Source organism: uncultured Mailhella sp. (genome assembly GCF_947631555.1).
Taxonomy (GTDB): domain Bacteria; phylum Desulfobacterota; class Desulfovibrionia; order Desulfovibrionales; family Desulfovibrionaceae; genus Mailhella.
Map to the genome: position 1 here is coordinate 46,945 of NZ_CANRLT010000005.1, position 7,591 is coordinate 54,535.

Below are 7,591 nucleotides of genomic sequence, written 5' to 3' on the forward strand. Positions count from 1 at the left end.
ACACACTCTCAAGTAAAACACGGATGCCAGGAGAGAACCAAGAGGAATCTCTCCTCAAGGCTCCAGTTCTTCCCCCATGCTCTACCCCTCCTCTCCGCCTCTCTCCCTTCTCCCTAGCAGGAACGCCTCGCGGTTTTGGGTACGGCTTCCACCGTCCCCCAATCTTCCCCGTCCTCTTCCCTTTTTCGCCTTCGCTGCTCCTCCCGCTGCTTCTCTGCCCACTCCCCTTCTCCGCATAGCCGGAAAAGCCCTGCGGACGCATGTTCGGGATTTTGCCCCTCACACTGCCGAAAAATGCCCGGCAGCACACGGAAAACAGGCCGATTTCGCTTGACAATCCATAAAGAGAAGGATATTCAACGGTGTTCTTTGGCCCAACTTGTGTTTGATTTCTGGAGGAAACACATGCCTACTATTCAGCAGCTTATCCGTATCGAACGGAAAAAGGTGGTGAAGAGAAAGAAGACCCCGGCACTGCAGGAATGCCCTCAGCGCCGCGGCGTGTGCACCCGCGTGTACACCACCACCCCCAAGAAGCCCAACTCCGCTCTGCGTAAGGTCGCCCGTGTGCGTCTGACTAACGGCATCGAAGTTTCGGCTTACATCCCCGGTGAAGGCCACAACCTTCAGGAACACTCCGTCGTGATGATCCGCGGCGGCCGTGTGAAGGACCTTCCCGGCGTGCGTTATCACATCGTCCGCGGCACTCTGGATACCTCCGGTGTGCAGGATCGCCGTCAGCGCCGTTCCAAGTACGGCGCCAAACGTCCGAAGAACTGATCGTGAACCGCGCTCATTTCACGGCCTCTCAGTGGTTCTGAAGGCCGGCATCCCTTTTTCATGGAGGAATCACCATGCCCCGCAAAGGTCCCATTTCCAAACGGGAAATTTTGCCTGATCCGATCTACAACAGCCGCCTTGTGGCCCGCTTCGTGAACCGTCTCATGTACAACGGCAAGAAGGGCCCGGCGGAAGCCATTTTTTACCGCTCTCTTGAGATTCTCGGCGAAAAGACCGGCGAAGACGCCCTGCACGCCTTTGAAAAGGCCGTGGAAAACGTCAAGCCCCATGTGGAAGTCAAGTCCCGCCGTGTGGGCGGCGCGAACTACCAGGTGCCCGTGGACGTGCGTCCCGAACGGCAGATCTCTCTGGCTCTGCGCTGGCTCATCACCTATTCCCGCGCCCGCGGCGAAAAGGGCATGATCGCCAAGCTGTCCGCCGAACTCATCGATGCCTTCAACAACCGCGGCGGTTCCGTCAAAAAGAAGGAAGACACCCATCGCATGGCCGAAGCCAACAAGGCCTTCGCTCACTTCCGCTGGTAGGCCGCCATGTCGAATCGTACCTTTGAACTCAAGGACCTGCGCAATATCGGTATCATGGCCCATATCGACGCCGGCAAAACGACGACCACGGAACGCATCCTGTTCTACACCGGCATCAACCACAAAATCGGCGAGACTCACGAAGGCGAGTCCACGATGGACTGGATGGAACAGGAAAAGGAACGCGGCATCACCATCACTTCCGCCGCCACGCATTGCCAGTGGAAAGGCCGCACCATCAACATCATCGACACGCCCGGCCATGTGGACTTCACCATCGAGGTAGAGCGCTCCCTGCGCGTGCTCGACGGCGCTGTCGCGGTGTTCGACGGCGTGAACGGCGTGGAGCCGCAGTCCGAAACGGTGTGGCGTCAGGCCAACCGCTACAATGTGCCGCGCATCTGCTTCATCAACAAGATGGATCGCATCGGCGCGGACTTCTTCCATTCCGTGCAGACCATCCACGACCGCCTGAAGGCCAATCCCGTCATCCTTCAGCTGCCCATCGGCCATGAAGACGAGTTCCGCGGCGTGGTGGATCTCATCAAGGGCCGCGCCATCTACTTCGACAAGGAGAGCAAGGGTTCCAACTTCTGGGAAGAGGACATCCCCGCCGATCTCATGGATCTGTACGAAGAGAAGCGCACTGAAATGATGGAAGCCGTGGCCGAGGAAGACGAGGCCATGATGGAAAAGTACCTGGAGGAAGGGACGCTCTCCGAAGAGGAGATCCGCATCTGCATCCGCAAGGCCACCATCGCGCAGACCATCGTTCCCGTGCTCTGCGGCACGGCCTTCCGCAACGTGGGTGTTCAGCTCCTGCTCGACGCCATCGTGGACTACCTGCCCTCGCCCCTCGACATCGAACAGATGAAGGGCAGGAACCCCGACACCGACGAAGAAGTCATCTGCCATGCCGATGACAAGGCTCCCCTCGCGGGCCTGGTCTTCAAGCTGGCCGCCGACCCCTTCATCGGTCACCTGTCCTTCTTCCGCGTGTACTCCGGCTACATCGAACCCGGCATGTCCGTGCTGAACTCCACCACGGGCAAGCCTGAACGCATCGGACGCATCGTGCGCATGCACGCCAACAAGCGCGAAGAAATCAAGTGGGCCGGCGCCGGCGACATCGTGGCTCTCGTGGGCCTGAAGAACGTCTCCACCGGCGATACTCTCTGCCACTCCGACGCTCCTGTGGTGCTGGAATCCCTCGACATTCCGGAACCCGTCATCCAGGTAGCCATTGAGCCGAAGACCAAGGCTGACCGCGACGCCCTGTCCGCCGCTCTGAACAAGCTCTCCAAGGAAGATCCCTCCTTCCGCGTGACGGGCGATGAAGAGACCGGACAGACCCTCATCGCCGGCATGGGCGAACTCCACCTTGACATCATCGTGGATCGCCTCACCCGCGAATTCAACGTCAACGCCAACGTCGGCAAGCCCCAGGTGGCCTACCGCGAAACCATTACCAAATCCTCCAAATCCGACACCAAGTATGCCAAGCAGTCGGGCGGCCGCGGCCAGTACGGTCACGCCGTCATCGAGGTCGAACCCAATCCCGGCAACGGTTACGAGTTCGTCAACTCGATCACCGGCGGCGTCATTCCCAAGGAGTACATCCCGGCCATTGACAAGGGTATTCAGGATGCCCTGAAGTCCGGCGTCCTCGCCGGCTATCCCGCCGTGGACGTGAAGGTCAATCTGGTCTTCGGCTCCTATCATGAAGTGGACTCCTCGGAACAGGCCTTCTACGTCACCGGCTCCATGGCCATCAAGGACGCCATGCGCAAGGCCAGCCCCGTGCTCCTCGAACCCATCATGAGCGTGGAAGTCGTCACCCCCGAAGACTACCTTGGCGATGTCATGGGCGACCTCAACGGACGCCGCGGCAAGGTGCAGGCCATGGAAGCCCGCGCCGGTGCTCAGGTCATCAGCTGCTTCGTTCCGCTCTCGGAAATGTTCGGCTACGCCACCGACCTGCGCTCCCGTACTCAGGGCCGCGCCACGTTCACCATGCAGTTCGACCATTACGAGAGAGTCCCGGCCAGCATCTCTGAAGCGCTGGTCGCCAGCAAGAAGAACTGACCATTCTCAGGCCAAAGAACACCCGGGCCGGAGTACGCTCCGGCCCTTTTTCGTCCCTGACGGCGGCTTGGAAAAAGCTCCCTTTCCTTGCTGCCAAACTCTTTTTCAGGCATTGAAAAGCCTGCGGGAGAAGAAAAAACGAGAGTTTGCTGACGGGACGCTCTTCCCGAAGCGATCTTCTTTTTGAGAACATGCCATGACTGAAAGAGAAAAAATGCTCCGTGGCCTCCCCTACCTGGCCACGGATCCCTCCCTGAGCCAGGAGCGCCTGCGCTGCAAGGAAGTCTGCGCCCGCTTCAACAGCCTGCCCCCGGCGCAGACGGAAGAACGGCGTGCGCTCCTGCGTTCCCTTCTGGGACACACGGGCCGGGACTTCTGGATCGAGCCGGATTTCTGGTGTGATTACGGCTCTCAGATCTCGCTGGGAGAAGGCTTTTACGCCAACCACGGGCTAATCGTTCTGGACTGCGCCCCTGTGACCTTCGGCGATGACTGTCTCATCGGCCCACAGTGCGGCATCTACACCGCCGCGCATCCCCTGCTTCCCGAACAGCGAAAAACCGGACTGGAATACGCACGCCCCGTAACGCTGGGACACGGAGTATGGCTGGGCGGACACGTCACCGTCCTGGGCGGCGTGAGTATCGGAGACAACAGCGTCATCGGCGCGGGCAGCGTGGTCACCCGCTCCATCCCGTCCGGCGTTGTGGCCGCTGGCGTGCCCTGCCGTGTGCTCCGCGAAATCACCGAAGCCGACCGCCTCGCCCTGCCCTGAAAACACCGACTGAGGGCCGCATCTGCTGCCGTACCACAAGGTCATTTCGCCCGCAGTTCGTACTTGCCCTCACTTTTCCGCCCGCTTCCCGTGCCGCAGCGCCTTGCCATGCACAAAAAAAGAAAGGCGAAGCCCGCGAAGGAATTCCGCCTTTCCCGAAAGATTCCCGGCGGTTTCAACGCAAAGGATTTCCTGCCGCTGCCTTCAGCAGGCCGCTCCGCCGTTGAACGGCAAGCTGGTTCCCGTAAGATAGCGCGCGGCATCGCTCAAAAGCCAGGCGGCCATGCCCGCAATATCCTTCGGAGGGATTATCCCCAGGGGCTGGTAGCCGTTTTTTTTGATTTCTGCATCAAGACCGCCCGTTAACTCATCCAAACCACGCAGTCGTTCCACATCGACCACGGCGGGCCGGATACTGTTAATCGTAACACGGTTTGAGGCCAGCTCCCGTGAAAGGCAACGCACTGCGGCATCCATGGCCGCCTTGGACGCCGAATACGCCGTTTTATACTTGTCGCTGGAAATGCTCGCCAGGGAAGACAGCGCTACAATGCGCAAATCCTGCTCTTTCCGCTTTTTTCTGGCCAGAGCACGGACAAACTCGACAAAGGCATAAAAATTAACCCGCATGACTGCGTGCAGTTTCTCCGGCAGCAGACCGCGCAGCCGCATGGCGGCACCCACGCCGGCGCAGTAGACGCAGCCGTCGATCGCTCCCCGTTCCGCATCTATCTTCTCCACCAGGGCAAAAATTTCGGAGAGACGGCTGACGTCAAAGCCGTAGCAGGCATGGCTCCCCGGCGCCATGCGCTGCCACAGTTCCAGCATCTTTTCGGTGCGTCTGGCCACCATGGTGATATTGGCCTCCAGAGAGGCCAGCTCGAGAGCGATGCTCGCCCCTATGCCGGATGACGCTCCGACAACAAGATAATGTCTGCCTTCATGTCCGCTTGAACTCTTCACACTGCGCTCCTTCTCATCTATGCCATGATTACCTGAAAATCAACAGATGCACTGTTGATGAATGCTTGGAAATCATGGGAATGCGCGGACGGACTTTCCGCTTTTTCTGAAGAGCGTCAGCGTTTAGATTTTTTAGTTGTTGCCTGTTGAAATTATTGATTTTCACTCACGGAAAACGTTGAACGGCTCTATTTTTTTGATGAGAACGCTGCAAGAGTGTTTTGTAACCATATAAAAAGACAAATAATTTTATACAAAAACGAATTTTCCCAAGCAACTTGGTATTGCTCATAATCATGATTTCAAGTATGCTGTTTTCCAGGTATTCATCAACAGTGCATCTGGCAATGATACCCGAAGCCCAAAATTCCAGTTCATGCCCCCGGGCCACATTCTTTTCCAGATATCTGCCTGTACGTGTGATGAGCCAGAACCTTACCTCAGCGAGCAGCATATAAATTCCGACAGTTTGACCGAAAGAGGTCGAGCATTCTGCTGACGTGCTACCTTCCACGCAGCCATGATTTTTCTGCACGTCCGGCATCCGCCTTTCCAAGCGCAAAAAGCGAAGCCCGCGAAGGAGTTCCGCCTCTGCTCGTCCGCCGCCCTTGACTGTTCGTGCCGCTCCGCCAGGCGTAGATTTACCGCCGTTTCCCAAGGAGTCTGCGCCGCTTTTTTTTGCACCTCTCCTTCCGGCATCCGTCCCCCCCATCCTGCGCGCCGTGCGCCTTCTGCGTGGGCAAGGCGGCGGTTTCCGCAAGCGTCTCCCCTTTCCCTTTTTGCCGTGCGCAAAAAAAAGGCGTAGCCCGCGAAGGAGTTCCGCCTTTCCCATTTCACCCTTGCCGCAGGACTCTTTAAGAAGTTCTGCCTATGATGTTTTCTTCTGCACTTTTGCGGAGGTGCCGCCGTTCGTCTTTTTGACCGCGCTTCCAGCAGCATTGGTCTTCGAAGCCGCCTTTTTAACCGTGCTGTTGTTTTTCGCCGTGGTCTTTTTCGGCGCAGCGTTCGTCTTTTTCACGGTCTTTTGCACCGTACCCTTTTTGGCTGCCGGCGCCTTGGACGCAGAGGATGCTGCCGAAGTTTTTTTAACGTTCGTTTTAGCCGAGGTCTTCTGTACAGATGCTTTTTTCGCCGATGTTTTTTTTGCCGAGGCTTTTCTGCCCGTTTTTTTTACGGCTTTTTTGGAAATCTTCTTGCGGGCGCTCATGGCCTTGCGAGCCTCGGCCATATCCGCAGGCGTGGCCTTGGTAACAACCTGTTTCGGCGAAGGCAGAACCGCCATGGGATTCATCTGCCGGTTGTCGCGCAGTAGTTCAAAATGCAGGTGCGGGCCGGTGGAACGCCCCGTGGAACCCACGCGGCCGATCATCAGCCCCGGCTGGACATGCGCACCACGGCTGACCAGAATCTGGCTCATGTGCGCGTAGCGCGCCAGCAGGCCGTCGCTCTGCTGGATCTCGACCATGTAGCCGTAGGAGTGATGGTATTCCGCCCTGACCACGACGCCGCTGCGAAAAGCCATGATGGGCGACCCCATGGGGGCGCGGATGTCGATCCCCTTGTGGGAGCGCCGCGAAGAACGCTTGACCCCATACGGGGACGTGATGCACAGGGTGTCCGACCCCGTACACAGATTCTGCCTTGTGTGCATGGAGGCAAGGCGCCGTTCCTCGCTGCTGCCGGGCTTAGGCAGGGAAAGAAAGCTGGGAGCGGCAATTTGGGCTTCTTCATGTCCCAAAAGTTCGGAGGGAACTTCGGAAAGCGCCAGAGGATCATTTTGGGCCTCAATGTCTTCGGAAAGCTCGGAAACCCCCATGGAATTTTCACCCACCAGCGCTTCGGGCCTGCTGGAGGCAAGGGAAATTTCGCGGTCGATGTCGCCCATGTCCCCGGAGAGGCTGACGGGCGGTTCGGCGTTCAGCGCAGGATCTTCTTCGTGTGTCCCGGACCAGAAGGGCAGGTGACCGCAGGCCGTGAGCGTGAAACATAGGCAGCCCGCCGCTACCAGCCCGATCACGAAAGATTTACCTGCTTCGCCCATGCACACTCCTGTCTTGTCTGATACGACACCATATTCATGATATCCCGAAACGGGACTCAAGGCAAGCGCTCAGCTCTCCCTGACGGCGAGGATGACGGCTTCGGCCCGCAGCGGGCTTATTTTGCCCAGACGCACCATGAGTTCCTGCCCGGGAAAGACCTTTTCTCCAAAAAGACTGCGTTTGCCGCGCAGATTGATCTGCACCTCGGGCAGGCTGACGTTCACCCACATGTCGTTTTCTTCTGCAACCTCGGCCTTCCAGCGGCATTCCTCACCGTGCCGTCTGGCCTGCTGCTGGATGTACAGGTATTTCCAGTAGCGCGGGCGCAGTTTCTGCACCTGGCCCACCAGCTCAAGGCGTACGTTCAGGGAAAGCAGCAAGGCGGAGAGCTGTGCTTCGTC

The 7,591-nt window shown here is 58.3% G+C and carries 7 protein-coding genes and 1 pseudogene; 4 read left to right on the plus strand and 4 right to left on the minus strand.

Going from position 1 to position 7,591, the window contains the following annotated elements; translation table 11 throughout:
• Positions 1-405: 405 nt before the first annotated feature.
• The 4 genes from rpsL (at position 406) to Q0Z94_RS01590 (ending at position 4,185) form a co-directional block, all read left to right on the plus strand.
• On the plus strand, positions 406-780 hold the full coding sequence (rpsL, locus tag Q0Z94_RS01575) for a 30S ribosomal protein S12 (RefSeq protein ID WP_077073592.1): 375 nt from the start codon (positions 406-408) through the stop codon (positions 778-780).
• Between the two features lie 74 nt (positions 781-854).
• The gene (rpsG, locus tag Q0Z94_RS01580) at positions 855-1,325 is read left to right on the plus strand and encodes a 30S ribosomal protein S7 (RefSeq protein WP_298066955.1); all 471 of its coding nucleotides are present in this window, start codon (positions 855-857) and stop codon (positions 1,323-1,325) included.
• Positions 1,326-1,331: 6 nt separating this feature from the next.
• Positions 1,332-3,410 (plus strand): elongation factor G, encoded by a 2,079-nt coding sequence (gene fusA / locus Q0Z94_RS01585; protein WP_298066970.1) that lies wholly within the window; start codon positions 1,332-1,334, stop codon positions 3,408-3,410.
• 214 nt (positions 3,411-3,624) lie between these two features.
• Positions 3,625-4,185 (plus strand): sugar O-acetyltransferase, encoded by a 561-nt coding sequence (locus Q0Z94_RS01590; protein WP_298066976.1) that lies wholly within the window; start codon positions 3,625-3,627, stop codon positions 4,183-4,185.
• Positions 4,186-4,389: 204 nt separating this feature from the next.
• On the opposite strand, the gene Q0Z94_RS01595 is transcribed toward Q0Z94_RS01590, so the two are convergent.
• From Q0Z94_RS01595 to Q0Z94_RS01610, 4 genes and pseudogenes are all read right to left on the minus strand, one after another.
• Positions 4,390-5,148 carry an SDR family oxidoreductase gene (locus tag Q0Z94_RS01595; RefSeq protein ID WP_298066980.1) on the minus strand — a complete coding sequence of 253 codons (759 nt, stop codon included), beginning with the start codon at positions 5,146-5,148 and terminating at the stop codon, positions 4,390-4,392.
• 166 nt (positions 5,149-5,314) lie between these two features.
• Entirely contained in the window at positions 5,315-5,860 is a 546-nt protein-coding gene (locus Q0Z94_RS01600; protein WP_298066984.1) for a hypothetical protein, read from the minus strand.
• Between the two features lie 156 nt (positions 5,861-6,016).
• Complete coding sequence (locus Q0Z94_RS01605) at positions 6,017-7,189, minus strand: peptidoglycan DD-metalloendopeptidase family protein (RefSeq protein ID WP_298066989.1); 1,173 nt, start codon at positions 7,187-7,189, stop codon at positions 6,017-6,019.
• Between the two features lie 69 nt (positions 7,190-7,258).
• Positions 7,259-7,591 (minus strand): annotated as a pseudogene (locus Q0Z94_RS01610) (ribonuclease II); the annotation flags it as partial.